This is a genomic window from Rhodococcus sp. LB1 (assembly GCF_001583455.1).
Taxonomy (GTDB): Bacteria; Actinomycetota; Actinomycetes; order Mycobacteriales; family Mycobacteriaceae; genus Rhodococcus_F; species Rhodococcus_F opacus.
On sequence record NZ_LTCZ01000443.1, the window covers coordinates 1 to 17,618 of the forward strand.

The 17,618-nt window shown below is 60.3% G+C and carries 16 protein-coding genes; 5 read left to right on the plus strand and 11 right to left on the minus strand.

All coding sequences use genetic code 11. The annotated features are described in order from the left end of the window. The 6 genes from AZG88_RS52385 to AZG88_RS55225 all read right to left on the minus strand — a co-directional run. Nucleotides 1–239, minus strand: a 239-nt coding sequence (locus tag AZG88_RS52385) for a transposase (RefSeq protein ID WP_442971777.1), incomplete at its 3' end; no start/stop codon positions are given. 323 nt (nucleotides 240–562) lie between these two features. Continuing rightward, nucleotides 563–787, minus strand: a complete 225-nt coding sequence (locus AZG88_RS48660; protein ID WP_156517792.1) for a DUF3263 domain-containing protein — start codon at nucleotides 785–787, stop codon at nucleotides 563–565. Nucleotides 788–977: 190 nt separating this feature from the next. Next, complete coding sequence (locus AZG88_RS48665; protein ID WP_061701556.1) at nucleotides 978–2,300, minus strand: MFS transporter; 1,323 nt, start codon at nucleotides 2,298–2,300, stop codon at nucleotides 978–980. 943 nt (nucleotides 2,301–3,243) lie between these two features. Beyond that, on the minus strand, nucleotides 3,244–3,888 hold the full coding sequence (locus AZG88_RS48675; RefSeq protein WP_231914485.1) for a response regulator: 645 nt from the start codon (nucleotides 3,886–3,888) through the stop codon (nucleotides 3,244–3,246). Nucleotides 3,889–4,476: 588 nt separating this feature from the next. Continuing rightward, nucleotides 4,477–5,334 carry an LLM class flavin-dependent oxidoreductase gene (locus tag AZG88_RS48680; RefSeq protein WP_331712332.1) on the minus strand — a complete coding sequence of 286 codons (858 nt, stop codon included), beginning with the start codon at nucleotides 5,332–5,334 and terminating at the stop codon, nucleotides 4,477–4,479. After that, complete coding sequence (locus AZG88_RS55225; RefSeq protein ID WP_082833668.1) at nucleotides 5,273–5,620, minus strand: LLM class flavin-dependent oxidoreductase; 348 nt, start codon at nucleotides 5,618–5,620, stop codon at nucleotides 5,273–5,275. The genes AZG88_RS48680 and AZG88_RS55225 overlap by 62 nt, the downstream gene beginning before the upstream one ends. Nucleotides 5,621–5,982: 362 nt before the next feature. Here AZG88_RS55225 and AZG88_RS48685 point away from each other — a divergent pair, with 362 nt between their 5' ends. Next, on the plus strand, nucleotides 5,983–7,263 hold the full coding sequence (locus tag AZG88_RS48685) for an aminomethyltransferase family protein (RefSeq protein WP_197488053.1): 1,281 nt from the start codon (nucleotides 5,983–5,985) through the stop codon (nucleotides 7,261–7,263). A 653-nt stretch (nucleotides 7,264–7,916) separates the two neighbouring features. On the opposite strand, the gene AZG88_RS48690 is transcribed toward AZG88_RS48685, so the two are convergent. The 4 genes from AZG88_RS48690 to AZG88_RS48705 form a co-directional block, all read right to left on the minus strand. Then, nucleotides 7,917–8,384 (minus strand): Zn-ribbon domain-containing OB-fold protein, encoded by a 468-nt coding sequence (locus AZG88_RS48690; protein ID WP_082833669.1) that lies wholly within the window; start codon nucleotides 8,382–8,384, stop codon nucleotides 7,917–7,919. A 168-nt stretch (nucleotides 8,385–8,552) separates the two neighbouring features. Then, nucleotides 8,553–9,269, minus strand: a complete 717-nt coding sequence (locus tag AZG88_RS48695; protein WP_061701561.1) for a Crp/Fnr family transcriptional regulator — start codon at nucleotides 9,267–9,269, stop codon at nucleotides 8,553–8,555. 204 nt (nucleotides 9,270–9,473) lie between these two features. Further along, nucleotides 9,474–9,872 carry a VOC family protein gene (locus AZG88_RS48700; protein WP_061701562.1) on the minus strand — a complete coding sequence of 133 codons (399 nt, stop codon included), beginning with the start codon at nucleotides 9,870–9,872 and terminating at the stop codon, nucleotides 9,474–9,476. Continuing rightward, the gene (locus AZG88_RS48705) at nucleotides 9,869–11,536 is read right to left on the minus strand and encodes a class I adenylate-forming enzyme family protein (RefSeq protein ID WP_061701563.1); all 1,668 of its coding nucleotides are present in this window, start codon (nucleotides 11,534–11,536) and stop codon (nucleotides 9,869–9,871) included. The genes AZG88_RS48700 and AZG88_RS48705 overlap by 4 nt, the downstream gene beginning before the upstream one ends. Before the next feature lie 229 nt (nucleotides 11,537–11,765). Here AZG88_RS48705 and AZG88_RS48710 point away from each other — a divergent pair, with 229 nt between their 5' ends. Both AZG88_RS48710 and AZG88_RS48715 read left to right on the plus strand, forming a co-directional pair. Continuing rightward, nucleotides 11,766–12,461: a dioxygenase family protein gene (locus AZG88_RS48710; RefSeq protein WP_063886970.1), complete on the plus strand. Its 696-nt coding sequence runs from the start codon at nucleotides 11,766–11,768 to the stop codon at nucleotides 12,459–12,461. 71 nt (nucleotides 12,462–12,532) lie between these two features. After that, nucleotides 12,533–13,051 (plus strand): hypothetical protein, encoded by a 519-nt coding sequence (locus AZG88_RS48715; RefSeq protein WP_156517794.1) that lies wholly within the window; start codon nucleotides 12,533–12,535, stop codon nucleotides 13,049–13,051. A 386-nt stretch (nucleotides 13,052–13,437) separates the two neighbouring features. On the opposite strand, the gene AZG88_RS48720 is transcribed toward AZG88_RS48715, so the two are convergent. Beyond that, complete coding sequence (locus AZG88_RS48720) at nucleotides 13,438–14,649, minus strand: thiolase C-terminal domain-containing protein (protein ID WP_061701566.1); 1,212 nt, start codon at nucleotides 14,647–14,649, stop codon at nucleotides 13,438–13,440. A 164-nt stretch (nucleotides 14,650–14,813) separates the two neighbouring features. Here AZG88_RS48720 and AZG88_RS48725 point away from each other — a divergent pair, with 164 nt between their 5' ends. Continuing rightward, complete coding sequence (locus AZG88_RS48725) at nucleotides 14,814–16,004, plus strand: CapA family protein (protein WP_197488054.1); 1,191 nt, start codon at nucleotides 14,814–14,816, stop codon at nucleotides 16,002–16,004. Nucleotides 16,005–16,085: 81 nt separating this feature from the next. Next, nucleotides 16,086–17,564, plus strand: a complete 1,479-nt coding sequence (locus AZG88_RS48730) for a hypothetical protein (protein ID WP_061701568.1) — start codon at nucleotides 16,086–16,088, stop codon at nucleotides 17,562–17,564. Nucleotides 17,565–17,618 lie beyond the last annotated feature (54 nt).

Sequence of the window (17,618 nt, forward strand, 5' to 3'; positions counted from 1 at the left end):
AACATCCGGATGTTGGTGCCGTCGTCGGACCAGCGGCGATGCCGTTCCCAGATCGACTGCCACGGGCCGAAGTATTCGGGCAGATCGCGCCACGGTGATCCGGTTCGGAACCGCCAGGCGATTCCTTCCAGGGTCAACCGGTGGTCGTTCCATGGACGTCCCCTCCGGCCTGCCAGTGCGGGTAGGACGGGCTCGATCACAGCCCACAGGTCATCGGGGATCTCATCGGCGCGCAACACATACCGAGCGTCACGCATCAATCCCCGAACATTAACCAGACACGCTCTAGACACAATCGCCAGAGGTTGCTGTCCACGCTAGTCGCCGCGGTGATCTGCCACACTGGCCTCAACTGTCACGTGATTGAACATCAGGAGCAGAAACCAAAGCTCCGTCCGCAGTAGCTCATGTCGACCGCTATACCGCTCCTATCCTCGACGACTCTCGCTTCAGTGCTACGAATTGATACGCGTGGTTGCACTGAGTTCGCCACTCACGGGCTGCACGCCGCCCATGCTGCGTCGCGGACCCTCAGGGAAGCCTAAACGCCGTCTTCCTGGGATCACAGGCGTTCGGACTGCGGTGCAGTCGCGAGCACCGAGTGGATGAACTGGCGAAGTCTCTGAGATATCTCGTTCCTTCGTGGCTTCTCGGCCAATTCGGCGAGACGTCGATAAAAGGTCTTCGGACCGAGCCCGAACTGGACAAGGATCTCCTCCGGCGGTGGCCCCCCGAAAGGTATCCACTGCTCGGCGAGGTCGACCATCGCTTGTTCGTCCGACGTCATCTTCAAATACCTCCCGGCTTTCTTGGCCTGTGTCTGTCGTGGATTCGGCGGGCATTGCTGCACCCTGGTACCGAGCGGCGGTGATGTCGCATCCTGGGCAGTAGGTGATGGAGTGTGGCTGTTCACAGGGTGCGGCTAATGCGTTTCGCGGACGGGTGGCCGGCGTCGTTCTCATCAGGCTCGTTTCCGCCTATTCAGGGGAGACGAAGTCCGTGACCCGCTCGCCGTCCTGACGGAACACCTTCGATCTTGCCACCACAATCGGTACAGCGCTGACCAGTGCAATCACGATGATGAGAAGGGAAATCGCGACCGACGACCCGTACCGACCGAACAGCGCTGTTGCGACGATCGGAGTGATTCCCCCGCCAAGGATGGAGCCGAAGGTGTAGCACACAACAGAACCGCTGTAGCGGCAACTCACAGGAAACATGCCGGTGACCAACGCAGGTAGGGGGCCACTCATAAGTGAGTTGGCCAAGGCCAGCCCCGCAAGTCCGATGAAAATCATCGCCACAATGCCTGTGTCGACCAGGGCAAACAGCGGAAAGGCCCAAACGACCGCAAGTACGGCGCCGAGAATGAACGTTGGTCGCCGCCCGACCCTGTCTGCGAAGTATCCACCCAGCAAGGTCATGAACACCCAGAGAGCGCTGACACCGGTCAGGACCCACAGCATCGTCGTAGTAGATGTATGCATTTCCGACACGCTGTACTGCACCAGAAATAGCGAGATCAGATACCCGAAGGCGCCCGCAGCAACGGAACCGAGACTGCCGACGATAATCTGCGCACGATAGCTGCGGAAGACCTCTAGCAGTGGAGTTTTGACGATTTCCTCGCTCGACCGTGCACGCTCGAACTCCGAACTTTCCTCGAGTCGCAGCCTGATAACAAGACCGACCGCGATGAGAATCGCACTCATAAGGAAGGCGATTCGCCAGCCCCACGCTGCAAAGGCAGTGGGCGACATGGCCGAGGTCAGCAGCAGGAAGACGAGCTGTGATAGGAATACGCCGGCGGGTAGGCCGAGCTGCGGAAAGCTACCGTAAAACGCGCGCTTGTTCGCCGGGGCGTTCTCGACCGCCATAAGGACGGCACCCGCCCATTCGCCACCGACACCAAGACCCTGGATCAACCGGAGAGTAACCAGCAGTATCGGAGCCCAAATGCCTATGGACTCGTAGGTGGGTAGCAGGCCGACCAAGGTCGTCGAAACTCCCATCGTCATCAACGCTATTACCAGCATGGTCTTTCGCCCCACGCGATCCCCGAAATGCCCCATCACGACACCGCCGATAGGGCGAGCAATAAAGCCGACCGCGAATGTTCCCATCGCGGCAAGCGTGCCGCTCAGATCGGAGAACTCAGGGAAGAATTGGGTTCGAAATACCAGAGCTGCAGCCAGCCCGTAAATGAAAAAGTCGTAATACTCGATAGTCGTACCGACGAAACTTGCGAGCACTACCCTGCGCGATTGGTTTGAAACGCCTGTTGCCACAGACTCAGTCATGAATATTCTCCTCGATACACCCGAAGCTCTGCGCCAGAGTCTCAATGCGTACTGATGAATCAGTGACAGCCTGCGAGACCGGTCTTCTCCAAGAGCGGAGCTGGATCGCTCAAAACGCATCCACCGGTAACGGTACGCCTGCTGGGATTCGGCAAAAACTCGCGAATGACGTAGCTAGGCGGTACATTTGCAGATCACCAAACGCGACGAATGTCGTATGTCTTGCGATCTCAGTGCGTCCTCGATGGGACGTCGTCTCGATGATCGCGGTGCCGGGCACATGCATGCTTCGACCGGCACTCGCTAGTCGCCTCTTCTGATTCGGTAGAACACGAGATGTCCGCTACGCCAGACGAACGCGATCACTGTCCGGCAAGAAGACTCTCACGAGACCGGCGGAGATCCACACCGTGCGGTAATGTTTCGACGATGAGGGCGCTGTCGCCGCTGCCGATATCAGGTCGACGGGTTCGCGCGACGCCGACAATCGGGACCTCGTCGGGAAACCATGCCGGGTCGTGGAGGTCTCGACCTCACCCAGGACGACAGCCATATAGGGTCGCTTGAGCCGCAAGGTCACAGTGGTGTCGACGATACGCACACCACCGCGACGCCCTCCCGTTCGCCGCAGATTCTCTCGCCGAATGGCTGGTGGGAAACATCGATCGGCCACTTTTCCAGAGTTTTCGATGGACCCAAGTTCGGTCAGGTGCGTAGTATCCGACGATCAGGCACGCTGGTGGCAGCGTGCCATGCACTGTCGCCGCGGTTCTTTCCTGTCATTTGTGTTCACCACCGACACGGCCGGATCCGATCCAGAGTGCCGTCGATGTCGATCGGCGTATCGACGCGTCGACGCGTGATAGTCGGCGCGCGACGGCCGCCAGGAACCGCTTCGCCGAGGTGCATCGAAAGCGTCGAGAGGAGGTTGAGTATGGCGCGGCTACTGCGGCTCTACCATTCCTTCGCGGATCGCGAGCAGCGCCGCCTGCGTGCGTGACGTCAATTCGAGTTTACGAAGCAGATTGCTCACGTGGGTGCGCGCAGTCCGCTCGCTGATCACGAGTTTGTCGGCAATCTCCTGGTTCGACTGGCCGTCTGCCACGAGGGCAAGCACAGTCCGCTCTCGTGCTGTGAGCGAACCCAGACCCGACGTAGGTGACACCATCGCTTTTGTGAGTTGCCGAGCAACTGCAGGATCGAGAAATACTTCGCCTGACGCGGCCGCGCGGATTGCTGTTCCGACCTCGGTTGGTTCAGCGTCTTTCAGGAGGAAGCCGGAAGCGCCGTTCATGAGAACTGTTCGAACACGTGCCATTTCCCCGAAGCTGGTCAAAACGACGACCTTGACGGTTGGAAACTGGCGCGTGATCTGCGCCGTCGCAGCTGCGCCGTCCATACGGGGCATCCGCAGATCCATCAAGACGACTTCAGGGAGCTCGTCGTGCGCTTCCATGGCTTTGAGTCTTTCCAGGGCCTCGATTCCGTTGCTGGCCTCTGCGGCAACTTCCACGTCCTCCAGGACCTCAAGGTAGGCCCGAAGTCCGCGACGAACTACGGCATGGTCGTCGGCGATCAGGACCCGCACGGGTGGTCTCTCGCCATAAGGGGAGTTCATAGGATCCTTCGCGTCAGTTCATCGTTAACTCGTGTGCTCGTCGACGTGGCCAGTGGGCGCACTGTTGCACGGAAATGGGGAGCGGAGTGCCCGTAGGCTTTGGCGTCCCATTCGCTCGCCGCGAGGCGGGCGCGAACTGTGCCCGTCTCGCCCAACACACGGTGGGTGGGAGTGTCGTCGAGTGACGTGATGCGTCAGTCGGTCGACACTGCGCCAACTCCAAGGGCATCGGTATATCGATCGAGTGGTCGGCGTAGAGCCCGCAGAAGGAAACTCCCGACGAGCTCGACTGGGCGAAAAACCCGCCTTCATCGATCACGGCGAGCCCGCTCGGAAGAACTGGGCAGCCTGCACCCATACCGCGGGTTGATCACCAAGTACTTCGGTATATCCACTCCCCCATCGATTGCTAACGATAGGACTTCTGAGGCCCACCTCGCCTCAGACCCGCCGGCATATGACCTCCTATGCGCGGCACCCCGCCCGGCCGTCGGAAGAGCACCTCCGTGCACTCGTCGAACTCCATCGAGTTTCGACAGTGACGCCGGATATGCACGCTCAGGACTCCCGCAACCCGGCTTGAATGAGCAGCGGACGCACCCGCGAGTCGTATTCCTTCAGATTCGCGTCATAGTCGTCGAAAGACATGGCGATTCCGTCGAGTCCGGCATCGGACAGGTACTTCATGCGTTCGACAATGTGCTCGGGTGTGCCGACGAAAGGTACGGCGAATGCGCCCGCAGCCATTCCGTCCATCATGTGGCGGCGCTCTGCCTCCGGAAGAGATTGAGATCCTTCAAGCATCGAGTCGAGCACCGCTGTCGTACCTATGGTGTCCTGCATGGCTTTGGTTGTGTAGCGGAATCGTTCTTCAGCCTCTCCCTGGATGTCTGCGCACACGACATATCCGTGGATATGGATCGCCGGTTCTTTACCAGCGAGCTTCAATCCCTCAGCCTTCGACTTAGCGACAGTGCCTGCAGCGTAGCGAAAGTCCTTCAGAATTGCGAAATTCACGTCGGCGTTCTGTGCAGCGAAGTTGCGGCCTGCCGGGCTCGATCCAGCACTCATGAGAGGGGGACGGGGTTTTTGAAGAGGCTTCGGCTGAGAACGCACGTTCTTGACGTTGAAGCACCTGCCCGAGAATGAGAATTCCTCGTCGTCAGGCCAGATTCTTAGTACCAACTGTAGCCACTCCGCCGCATACTCGTATCTCTCGTCATGTGACATCTGGGGCCCATTGCCGAACAGGTCGTTCAGCCCCGCATCGAATCCGGTGACAATGTTGAGTGCGAAGCGGCCCCCCGATATGTGATCGATCGTTGCGGCCATCTTGGCGGCCTGGACCGGAATGTCAGAACGGTACGTGGAAAGTGGAGAATACTTGAATGCTGCCGGTGATCGCCGCGACGGCAGCTGACCACGTGAATGCTTCGAAGATGCGGTCCGTGACGAGGTCGGGCGCCGGGCCTACATTCCGCCATTTCGCCACAGGAAGAACCGCTTCCAGACCCGCGTCTTCCGCTGCCTTGACAAGCCTGACTGACTCGCTCCACGTGGCTCTTGGCAATGACTCGGCAAAGCTGACAGAAGTACCACGAGCCGAGTTCAGGGCGAAGATGGAGAGTTTCAGCCGATTGGGAGATCCCAAGATCGGGCTCCGCTCCCGGGGAACCGAGTGGTCAAGCAAGTTCGGCGTCATGTGATCAGCATCACTCCCTATGGGCTGCGCTTCAAGCAACAAATGTTGCTGGTCATTCTCGGCAGGAATTGGTTCGGCAGCGCGGCCTCGCCGGCCACGCCTTCGATGCACTAGCGTCCGTCCTCACCAGTCAAACACACTGCACCTCAGGCGGGATCGGTTTTGCTGCAGTATGATACGACCCATTTTGGTCGAACCACACGAGCGTTCAGCACGGTTCGATAGGGGCACTTTTGTCTCAGGTCATTTGTGATGCCCTCGGCTATGGTTCGGCTCATCAGCCCAAACGCTGTGATAGCCCGAGTTGCACGGGCAGCGCAGACGGCTCACGCGTAGTCAGAGGCCAACGGAAGGACAATCCTGTGAAGTTCGATGTTCAGAGCATGCGAAAAGCTCCGGAAGTATACGCATGGAGCCGCTTCGGACAGCCCGAATATACGGACTGGCTCGACGAAAACATGTCATGGAAGGAAACGTGCTACATCGGTGACTGGTCGTTCCTCTGGCAGCATCGCTTCTCGGGTCCGGATGCAATCCGGCTATTCTCAGATACGTCAGTCAACACGTTCAAAACCTTTGACCTCGGCCAGTCGAAGCATCTAATCCACACCAACAAGAATGGCAAGGTGATCCACGAGGGAATCCTCTCCCGTCTCGGCGACGACGAGTACATGCTGCACGGCCGCGGCGGATTCTGGGTCAACCATCAGTTGAAGATCGGCGACTACAAGGTCGAGGTCGAACGCGACGACTGGTTTATCTACCAGGTGTCGGGTCCCAATGCCATCAAGGTCCTGGAGAAGCTCGGCGCCGAGGGACTGCGCGATACCAAGTACATGCGCCTGGCCCCGATTACGATTGCCGGCGAGCAGGTGTGGGCACTACGGCAAGGAATGGCAGGGGAGATCGGCTTCGAGTTGCAGGGGCCGAACGAACACGCGCAGAAGATCTACGACGCGGTTGTCGACGCCGGACAGGAGTTCGGCATTCGGAAGCTCGGTGGCAGGGTCGCGATGATCAACCACCTTGAAGCATGCTATCCCACCATCGCCACGGACTACATCCCAGCCATCTTCGACGAGGACATGGCCGATTACCTAGAGGTCTTCCGTGCCTCGATGCCGGCGTTCGCTCAGCCTGCGTATATCGCTGGCAGCTACGAGGGCAAGGAGATCAGTGAGTACTACCGCAGCCCCATCGAGCTGGGGTGGTCGCGCACCGTGAATCTTGATCACGAATTCCTGGGAAAAGCTGCACTCGAAGAAGAGAAGGCCAATCCGCGGCGCGTCATCCGGACGTTGGTGTGGAACGGCGACGACGTTCAGGATGTCTTCGCGTCCTTGTTCGAACCCGGCGAGAACTACCCGTATATGGAGATGCCCCGTGATCAGCGCGGCTTCATGTGGGCAGACAAGGTAATGATTGGCGACAAGTTGATCGGTGTCGCGACCTCACGCGGATACAGTTACTACTTCCGCCAGATGTTGTCGCTCGCCACCGTCGACGTAGATCATGCCGAGATCGGCACTGAAGTCCACGTGCTGTGGGGCAAGCCGGGTGGACCGCAGAAGGCGATCAGGGCAACTGTTGCCTCTGCTCCCTACAAGAAGGACAATCGGAAACTCGATTTGCACCAGGTGTAGTTCGACCACCTCGTTTGATCCGAATGGCTCCGCCCTGTATGCGCATCGACATACGGGGCGGAGCCGCGTTTACAGAATCTGGGCTGCGGACCGAAGCAGCTGCGCTCGCTGCGTCGACATTCCTATCGCCCAGGCCCGTCGGTTCAGCGCGCCTCTATGCAGGCTGTGTTGCTGTCTTCTCTGGGTTGATTCTGTCTGTTGCAGCCAAGTCGGCACTCGAGAACACTTCTGCCGGCGCTTTTCGAGTCGAAGCGAATATAACCACGATTGCCAGCAACAGCTCGAGTCCGGCTGAGTATGTTGCGATCTGCATCAGCATCGGCATTCCTCCCCCAGCGTCCGAGGTGCCCTGGGCGAGAGGTATCGCGTGAGAGTGCGCGTGCGAATGGTCACTAGGCGTGGTCGTACCGACTCCTGTATGTACTACGAGCATGACGAGGTTCATCATGGCCGCTGTGAGCCACGTTCGAAGTTGCGCGTTGTTCCACAGATCGCGGACACAGAGTAAGCAACCGAGGGCCATCACGACGAGAAGCACCGACGACAACGGATTGGAGTTCCAGTGGTACGGAACGAGTGTCGAGTGTGCCACTGCGGTCGTCAGCGCGCCACAAGCGGCGAGGCGACCGACAATTGCTCCCAGCGCACTCAACTCAGTGTGATCCACTCGCATCGGTCGTCGTCTCGGGGCGAAAGAACGGGAGCGTATGCTCTGCGATCGGACTGTCGAGGTACGTAACCTCAACGCGGGTGTCGATCTCGATGTCGTAGGCATTGCAGTCAATGAGACGAGCAGGGATATGAGGCCCCTCGTCCAAAGCGACGATCGCGAGAACGTAGGGTACCTCAGCCGCGAAGGCCGGGTCGTTCACCTGTTCGACGACAACTTTCGTGAACACCGAGCCCTTGCCGCTGCTCGGGGTCCATACCATCTCGTCGAAATCCGGCGCGTCGGTGTGATGCCTGCACACGGTGTACGGATACCACCAGGATCCACAGCGGGTACAACGGCAGAGTCGAAATTCGTGCGACCGCAGGCCTTCCCAGAACGGCAACAGATCCGGATCTATCCCAGTCAGCGGTCGGTGCACCCAATCACCCAGCGGGGTCTTCGTGTTCATCGCTCATCACGTCCTAGGTTCTTCGCCACTGCAATTGAGGCAGTTCCAGTCGATGAACCACAACGTACAAGTTGAGGGAACCCTGTGACAGATACAATTGTCACTGGCAGATCGCGTCCTACTGGCGGAGCGACCCCGAACGGAAGACGACTTCGCTCGCGCGGGTGATCAGAGGAGATGATCGTCGGCCGGCCCCGTTGCGACTGCGTGCAGACGGCGCATGTCTTGTAGAACCAGCCGCCCCGCCTCACGGCGAATCAAGTCGTTGTCACGCATTGTCTTGAGCAGTCTCGTGACCACTTCTCGCACCGACCCAGTGGCGTCCGCGAGATCCTGCACTGTCACCGGAACCACGACGTGTTTTCCGTCCTTGACTGCCATGTCGAGCAGATGCCGGGCGACGCGCTGCCTCAGCGGCGCCAACACGTTCTCAGCCAGGAGGGAAACGCTGAGGTGATGGGCGTGCATCAGCCCACGAATCACAGCGTCCTGCACTGTCCGGTCTCGCTCCATTTGCATCGCCAGGGTGCTGGGAGAGAACATCACAACGCTGGTGTCGATCAGCGCTTTACCACCCGCGGTAAGACCCTGATTGGACGTTCCGGGCTTGAGCTGAGGAATACCGAACTCTTGGCCGGTCGTGGCATATTGAAGCGTGACCTGACGCTGCCCCGAGGTCACGTAGACGCGCAGCAGTCCATCGATGACAAGTCCTGCTGTACCCGTGCACGTCGAGGACAAGGGGATCAGTTCGGCCGATTCCAGGACGTGGACTGTTGCCGTCTCAAGGAGGATGGCTTTCGATTCTTCCGACACGTCCGCATAGGCGCTGTCCGCCCAGGCTGCGGAGATTCCGGTTTCGGTGCGTAGATCTGAGATGGACATGTGACACCCGTCCTTCGTCGTGACTCGAACAACGCCAGGTTATCGGCTGAGAGTCACGTCACAAAATGGGGTGCTTCAATTCGCCAATGAGTCGCGGTTTGCCCCGGCCAAAATACACGTACGCCACTCCGTCCAATGACGTAGTGGCGTACGTGTAGCGGGTGATCGATCGCTTGGAGAGGTGTAGGCCCCCTTGGATCCGGTCTAGTGCGGTTCCCGGAACTGAAACATGAGCCCATGCGACGTTGCGGGATCGGTAAAGAAGGTTGTGCAGTCCGGTCTCGTCTTGAGCGGTCCCGCGAAGCCGACTCCTGCTGACTCGAGTTGTTCGTACGAAGACTCGGCGTCTTCCACGTCGAATGCAACGTGTTCGATACGCGCTTGCTCGTTCCCGAGATGCTTGGCGCGCCGGGCAGGGTCCGCATAGTCGATCAGTTCGATCTCGACGGGTCCGCATGGGGCCATGGCCACGCGACCCACGGCGGGACCGAGGTCGATGACCTGGGGTACCTCGATACCGAGGACGTTCTCGAAGAACGCGACCGCGCTGTCCATGTCTGCCACCACAATGCCGATGTGGTTGACCCGAGGAGCGGGCTTCACGCGAGGTGTCCTTGGTTCGCGGCAGGTGCAGTCACATCGCCGAACATGTCTCGCAGAGTCTGCTTAACTATCTTGCCACTGCCGTTGGTCGGCCACTGCTCGACGAACCGCACATGACGCGGAACGCGAAAGTTTGCGGCTCGGACTCGGCAGTGCTCGATTACGTCGGCAGCTGTGAGTTCGCTGCCTTCCGTGCGCTGCACGATTGCCATGACCGCCTCGCCGAGGCGCTCGTCCTCCACTCCGATCGCGACGGACTGATGGATCTCCGGGTGTTCTTGGAGAATCGACTCGACTTCCTCCGCCGACGTGTTCTCACCCCCCACTCGGATCATATCCTTCAGCCTGCCGACGAAGTGCAGGTATCCCTCGCCGTCGAACCGGCCAAGGTCCCCCATCCGGAGCCAACCTTCGCTGTCGATGACCTGGCTGTTCAATTCGTCGGCGCGGTGGTAGCCGATCATCCGGTCCCACCCACGGATGCAGATCTCCCCCACGGCACCGGTTTCGACCTCTACTCGGGTCTCGGGGTCGACAAGTTTGACTTCGGTGCCGGTGATCGGGCGGCCACAGTTGCTTCGGCGTATTTCCCACGGCTCGTCGATTCGGCCGGCGGTACCGCCGCCCTCAGTCGCGCCGTACAACTGCACGAGTTCGATCCCGCCGAATCCATCCCTGATTCGATCGAGTAGCGCGGGAGGCCCACCCGTCCAACCCGAGCGGAGTGAGCTGAGGTCGAACTCCGCGAATCGGGGGTGTTCGAGTTCCATCAGGTACATCGTCGGGTTGCCCGAACGTGCGACGCACTTCTCGCGCTCGATAAGTGTCAACACACGTTCCGCGTCGTAGTGGGATGGTGAGACCAGGATGCAGTCGAGCACCAGTGGAACAGCCAGACCGCACGATCCGCCGATGTGGTAGAACGGCTGGGTATTGAGAATCGCCTCGCCGACGCGCACACCGAGACGGGCGTAGACCTCGTACATGTAATTCACCATGAACTTGTGCGACAGCAGTGCACCCTTGGGGCGTGAGGTCGTTCCCGACGTGTACTGCAGGAGCGCCGGGCTCCCGGCGTCCCCTACTTCGGGGAACGACTGGGTTACCGAGTCGCGGACCAGCGACGCCCACGGTAGACCGCCGAGCCGACCCGGCTCGACCACGACCAGCCGCTCCAGGTGGGGCAGTACTGATGAGGTGACGATTCCTTCCTCCGACACGGCTAGGTCGGGTACCGCGTCCGTGAGAATCTTCTCGAAGTCGATGTTCAGGAACTGTGGCTGCACAACGAGGACCTTGGCCTGGCTGTGCTCTAGGACGTGTGCGGCTTCGAATGCCTTGAACCGCGTGTTCAGGGATGTGACGACGGCTCCGAGGCGATAGGAAGCAAAGGCAGTTGCCGCCCACTCCAGTAGATTTGGCGTCCACAGGGCAACTACGTCGTCTTCTCCGACGCCGAGTTCGGCCAACCCCTCAGCCACCTGGTTGGACAGTTGTTGCATCTCGGCGAACGACACACTCCGATCGTCGAACACCCACCCGATTGCATCGGGCCGCCGCTGGGCGGCAGCATCGAGCGCCGCGGTGACGGTCAGATCCACCGGGTCGCGCAAGAGGTCGAACGCGGTTGCGGTTCCACTGGGTTGTGCTCCAGTTGTCGTCATCGGTACCAACCATCTCCATCTGTTGCTGTACGCCTGCACGGCACACACCTGTACTGACTAGACAAATCGTGTCGTCCCGTACGGCATTTACATAGAGACATTCGTTTCTGGAAGTCGAGGCGTATCGGCCGCACGATTGTTGACAGCAGACCGTGCCTGCCTCCGACCGCCCTGTCGAGGCACGGCTCTGTCGTCCCGTTGCAAACGAAAACGAAAGCGACTCTGGCACATGACGCAAGCAGACGCTCCATTGGAATTGATTTCACCGCTCATGCATCCCGCATTTCAACCGCGGATTCCGGATCGAGCGCTGTATCAACTGCCGCCCGAGTGGTTCCACATCTCCAGCGGCCCCGTCTACGGTCGAGTGAACGTCCGTCCGGGTGACAACGATCTGCTCAGCGGAGATGCCCCTCCGTTCGGCATCCGCGTCAAACTGCACGGACGGGTTCTCGACAGTGACGGCCGCGGAGTTCCCAACACACTCATCGAAATCTGGCAGGCGAACTCTGCCGGCAGGTACCTCGATCAGTACTGCAACCGCCCGTGGCTCCCACGCGACGACAACTTCACTGGAGCAGGTCGTTGCCTCACGGACGCGCAGGGCAGATACAGCTTCTCAACCATTCGACCTTCTGGCTACGCCGGCCCCGAAGGCACCGGCATGTGGCGCGCGGCGCACGTGCACTTCTCGTTGTTCGGGCCGGATCTCGCAAATCGGGTCGTGACCGCTTGCTACTTCGAGAACGATCCGTTGAACGCAACCGACTTCGTACTTCGCCAGCAGAACGACTGGCGTAACCGGGATCGGTTGATCGCCAGGTTCGATCCGGATGAGACCGGATTGGACGGCAAATACCTTCGCCAAGCCTACAAGTGGGACATCGTCTTGCGCGGTCCCGCTGCAACCCCTAGGGAGCACTGATGACTTCGGAATCGATTCCCGCCTCGTGGCTGACGCCCTCGCAAGGGCCCGGACCGTACTACGGATTCTCGATGATGTTCGAGGGCAGCGAGTTCGCGGTCGATCCCACGGCCCCGCACGCGATACGCGTGGAGGGTCGCCTCTTGGATGGTAAGGGCCTGCCCGTCGCTCCGCCGGATGGACTGATCGAGGTGCTCCAGGGCGATCAGTTCGCACGAGTGGTCGCCGATGATGAGGGCAAGTTCTCATTCACCATTCGCAAGCCGGCACCAGCTTCTCTTCCCGACGGACGCATGCAGGCCCCGTTCTTTCATGTCGTTCTGCACGTCTTCCCCCTCGCGGAACTGCAGCGGACCCGAATGTACTTCCCGGATGAGGAAGAGGCCAACGCGTCGGATCCTCTGCTGTCTCACATCAGTGCAGAGGACCGCCGCAGTCTCATCCCGACCAAGGACGGCGACGTTCTTCGTTGGGACATCTACCTGTCCGGGGACGACCAGACGACGTTCATCGTGCCCGAGGGTGAACCCTCGATCCTCGATGGCGGGGTCACCCCCTCTCATCCTTTCAAGGAAAGGCTTCTGAAATGAGCAGTCTCACACGGCGATGCCCTCAGGGACACGAGACGGCACTGAACGTTGTGCTTCCGGCCGGCGAAGGTCGTTGCTACTGCCCGGAGTGTGGTTGGTCGGACAAAGAAGACCCGCGGCCCGAACCGCAGAAGCGGTAGTCAACTGGACAGGCCGGTCGGGCACCATCTTATCGGATGGTGCCCGACCGGCTTGTTTCGTCTTCCAGGATTGCAGGACCCACCAAGCCGCCACGTCATCCGCCCCACCCGGCCGATAGGGGGCCACGGCGGCCCGTAAAGCACTTACGGCTGGCTGCCCAGTATCCGACCAGAATCGAAGATGCGGGGCAGTCAGCCATCTTACCGAACGTTCGTCGGGGTCGGCCGACGGGATTGGTGAAAGAGTTATGACTTCTCGTTGCCGAGCACGGCTGCGCCCGTGATCGGAACCATGTATGGCAGGATCATCTCGCCGCCGTGGCCATCGACGAGGGCGATCTCGGCGCCCTCTACCTGCCGTTCACCACAACTACCTCTGAGTTGGCGCGTTGCTTCGATCAGATTGCCCAGATCGGCGCAGTTGTATGCGGACAGCATCCCGCCGTGCGTATTCATCGGGTGGGCTCCGCCCGGCGCCGTCGCACCCGACTCGATGAAGGCTCCACCTTCACCCTTCTTGCAGAATCCGTAGTCTTCGACGGTCAACACCATCTCGCCGGTGAAGCAGTCGTACAGTTCCGCAACGTCGACGTCGTCAATTCCGATTCCCGCCTCGGCGAACGCGACCGACTTCGCGTGCGCCCCGTCGGTGCGGACGAAATTCGTTTTGTCCCACCAGGCTTCTCGCGCTCCGTCGCCGAATCCGATGCCTTTCAAATAGACCGGCTTCTGCTGCAGTTCTTGCGCACGTTCGGCGGTAGTGACAATCACGGCACAGCCGATGTCGCTGACGACGCAATTGTCGTACAAGCGGTAGGGGTGAACCACCCACCGCGAGTCGAGGTACTGCTCCATCGTCAGAGTCTTTTCGTACAGGCTCGCTTCGGGATTCATGTTGGCCCACTTGCGTTGCGCCACCGCCACCGATCCCAATTGCTCGAATGTGGTCCCGAACTCGTGCATATGCCGCGACGCGAAGAAGGCGTGCACAGCTGCGGCGCCCGGACTCGCGGTCCAACCCAGGTCGACGAGGCCACCGCCGTCCCGCCCAATTGAGAACTTTCGATCAGCTTCTACCGACCCCGCGCCCTTGGCGCGGGACCGGCGGACGTCCGATAGCCAGGACAGACCCAGCGAGATGGACACGTACTTTGCGTTGCCGGTTGCGAGTGCGTGCGTGGCGAACATCAAGCCTGCGACACCGCCGGCGTTGCGGCCGATCGGAAAGTAGAAGTTCGGCGAAAGCCCAAGCTTGCGAGTTGCGGCGTCCGTGATCGTCTGCACGCTGGAGTGCACGGCACCGTCAATATCCTTCCGCTCCAACCCGGCATCCTCGATCGCACGTTGGATGGCCCACGCTTCCATCTGTTGGGCACTCTTGCCCTGGCCACCCGTACGTGCGGTCGGCGACACGCCGACACCGACGATCGCATACTTGTCCCTGAACTCGCGACTCATCAACAGTCCTTCCCAATGGTTGAGTCGGACCCTACGACCCCCCGTGCACGGCTGACAGGCACTTTTGTTTCTGGCACGGGCGCGTTGACGCAATCACGATGGAGCGGCACGGGTGAGCGGACTCACGTTCCGCTCTCCACCCTATCGACCACCGAGGTGATGGCTTGAGCAAGTCCGATGAAGTCGTTGTTTTCGCGACAGGTGACGTTTTTGCTGATTTGGAGGACGGCGAGTCCTCCTTCCGTTTCCTCGCGCCGTTGTTTGCGAAAGCCGACATCGTCTTCGGCAATTGTGAGGGCGTTTACACCGATCGCCCGCAACTGGCACCCTCCCGAGTTGCCTATGGCGGCACCGCGCAGGTTCACGGTTCGATGTTCGGCAAAGTCGGTTTCAACGTCATGACGCTGGCGAACAACCATATGATGGATGGCGGGGACACCGGCCTCGCGGATACGATGCAACTTCTGCACGATCAGGACATCGCTACTACCGGCGCAGGGCAGAACCTCGCGGAGGCGACCACACCTGCGGTCGTTGAACGAAGCGAGCGCAAAGTTGCATTCCTCGGGTTCTGCGCCGAGTTCCCTATGGGCTACGAGGCGCGTCCCGCGAGGGGCGGAATCGCGCCGCTTCGCATCGAGACGGTCTATCGCAATCCCCTTCCCGGATTCTGGCAGCCAGGCCTCGACCCGGAGGTCACGACCATCCCCTTTGCCGAGGATGTCGATCGAATTCACGCGGCCATCGACGACGCGCGTTCGAAGGCTGATCATGTGGTGATCGCTTTCCATTGGGGATCGAACACCGAAGCCCGTGAAGTGTTCGTTCCTGAGTCGAAGACACACGTTAAGACCTATAGAGATGCAGTTCAAGCGTACGAGATCGAACTAGCTCGCGCCGCCATCGACCGAGGTGCCGATGCGGTGGTGTGCCATCACCAAGCCAGCCTTCGGGGCATGGAACTGTACAACGGTAAGCCGATCTTCTATGGCCTGGGCGTATTGGTGCACCACTTTCATCCGCGGGGTGGCCAGACGGCTAGCGATCAGAAGATCATCGGTACATGGGATGAGGAAGTCTTCCCGTACTGGCCGTTCCGCCGCCATGAAGCGCGCTATACGGGTGTGGCTGTATTGACATTCGGCGACGAGGGAGTCGGTGCGGCCTTCGTGCCCGCGATCGTCCTTGCCGACGGAAGTACCGAACCGCTGGCGGCGGACGATCCGCGGGCCGAAGAGGTCGCGAAGCATCTGGAAAGCCTGAACGCGTTCGAGAGGTTTGACAGCACGCTGAGCCGAGACACGTTCGAAAACTGGCGCTTGCTTCGCGTCGGCACGAGCGGTGCTTCCGAGTGAAGCAGCCGTCCTGAGCATTTTGACCAGCTCGGCGAGCCCGCCGGCGGTCGTCTTCTCAACACCAACATTGGAGAAAGTTCTGTGACTACACAGCTTGATCACGTCCAGGAAGACAGCACACCGACGCAGGGATTCCCCCTCAAGCGGCGCCCGCGGTGTCCTGACTACGCGGATGTCTCGACCGTCGAAGAGCTGCTTCCCTACCTTGATTCGGTTGCGAAGCGCAAGCATGTCACGGCTAGTCTGCACGCCTGCTGGGATCTGCAGCGGGGAGAGCGGCTCCTGCTTCGTGTCGACAACTGGCACGATCCGCTCGCAGTCGAGGCTGTTGAGGCAATCCTCGCTCAGTATGGCGTCGATTACGAGGTGGAGCGAAAGGATCGGGGACCGGTCCCGGAGTTCGAGGGCCACGATGAGATCGAGATCTTCCTTGCTCTCACCAAGGAGGTAGCCCAGGACATTGAGCGCTGGGTTCAGATGGACAAGGATGGAACCTACGACAAGGTGCTGTGGGGCTTCGGGGGGCCCGTGCTCGCCGAGTCAAACATGAAGATCGCGCGGATGCCTTTCATCACTCCTGAGATGATCGCGAATCCGGCGCACCTCATCCCCGAAGAGGTCCTGAACGCGATCGACGAGTGGACCGACCTGACGGTCAAGAAGGCAACGTCGGTCCGCATCACCGACCCCGAGGGCACTGACCTCACCTACGAGATGCCTGAATACTTCTTCAACGAAGATCGGACGCTGTGGTCGCCCGAACAGATCGAGCGTTGGTGGCCGCAGATGCCGGCCGTCATGAAGAAGCACATTCCGGGTCACGTGTCAGGTCTGCCCCCGTTCATGTTCGACGATCCGACCAAGAACAAGGTCAACGGGGTCATTGCATCCACCATGAACCACATCGGGCTGTACCCGCGCATCGAGATTGATGTACACGACAGCAAGATCGGTGAGATTCGCGGCGGTGGCCTCTTCGGCGAGAAGCTGAGGAAGCTGCAGGAAGAGACCAAGGACTTGCAGTACCCGGGGCTCCCGGGGCCGGGCCTGCTCTGGCTGTGGGAAGTGTCGATCGGCACCAATCCCAAGATTCACCGCCCCCGCAAGGACTACCTCCGTGGCTGGGTCTGCCCTAGCTACGAGCGGATGCGCAGTGGAATCATCCACCTCGGTTTCGGCTCTGTCGTCACGAGCGCGCCGGAAATTGAAGCCGCGCGCGCCGGGATGCCGGCCGGTCACTGGCACGGCCACCTCAACTTCCCGACCGTTACGATGCAGGTGGACGGCAAACCGGTGACCCTGATCGACGAGGGTCGCCTTGGTGCCCTCGATGATCCGAAGGTCCGGGAAATCGCGAGCAAGTACGGCGATCCTGACGAGTGGCTCGAGGAGGATTGGATCCCTGCCATCCCCGGCTTGAACTGCGGCGGCGACTACGCGGCGTACGCCGCCGAGCCGAACGCATGGACCAAGGCCGAGTTGGAGATCTGCCGCAACTACCACCCTCTGTTTATGCAGATGGTGGGAGCCGAGCATCGCGGCGGCGGCAGCTGCCACTGATCCAGCACCACGTCCACCACGGCCGCGTCGGCGTGGTGGACGTGTTTCTCGGTA